1 protein-coding gene is annotated in these 421 nt (G+C 50.6%); it reads left to right on the plus strand.

The window, feature by feature from the left end:
* On the plus strand, positions 1-414 hold a 414-nt coding region (locus ACLD7X_RS19240), incomplete at its 5' end, for a T9SS type A sorting domain-containing protein (protein WP_411425279.1).
* Positions 415-421 lie beyond the last annotated feature (7 nt).

Below are 421 nucleotides of genomic sequence, written 5' to 3' on the forward strand. Positions count from 1 at the left end.
TTTCCACTTGAGAACATCAGAGCAGACTATCCTTTCCTACCTGCTTTGAGAAACCTGCCCACTCCTTTGTATCAGTCGCAGGTTGGCATCTTGACCACCTCGAACTTTGCTACATCCATCCCTGTCAGCGTCAATGAGACGTCTACACCAGCTCCGATGGCAATTGCCGCAGTTTCTCCGAACCCTACCGTTTCGGGGGCTGAAGTCACATGGTCACTCGAGCGCTCTGGTGTAGTTTACGTTCGCGTAGTAGACATGCTCGGTAACACAGCTCAGACGATCACAAATGGTTTTGTTGAAGCCGGTACGCATGCATTCAACGTGAACACTTCTTCCATGGCATCTGGCACGTACAACGTTGTTATCGGTATGGAAGGCCGTACGGTAACGTCGCCAATTGTTGTCGTGCGCTGATTGTAAC

It is taken from the genome of Aphanothece microscopica RSMan92 (genome assembly GCF_046613545.2).
In the GTDB taxonomy this organism is placed as follows: Bacteria; Cyanobacteriota; Cyanobacteriia; order PCC-6307; family Cyanobiaceae; genus NIES-981.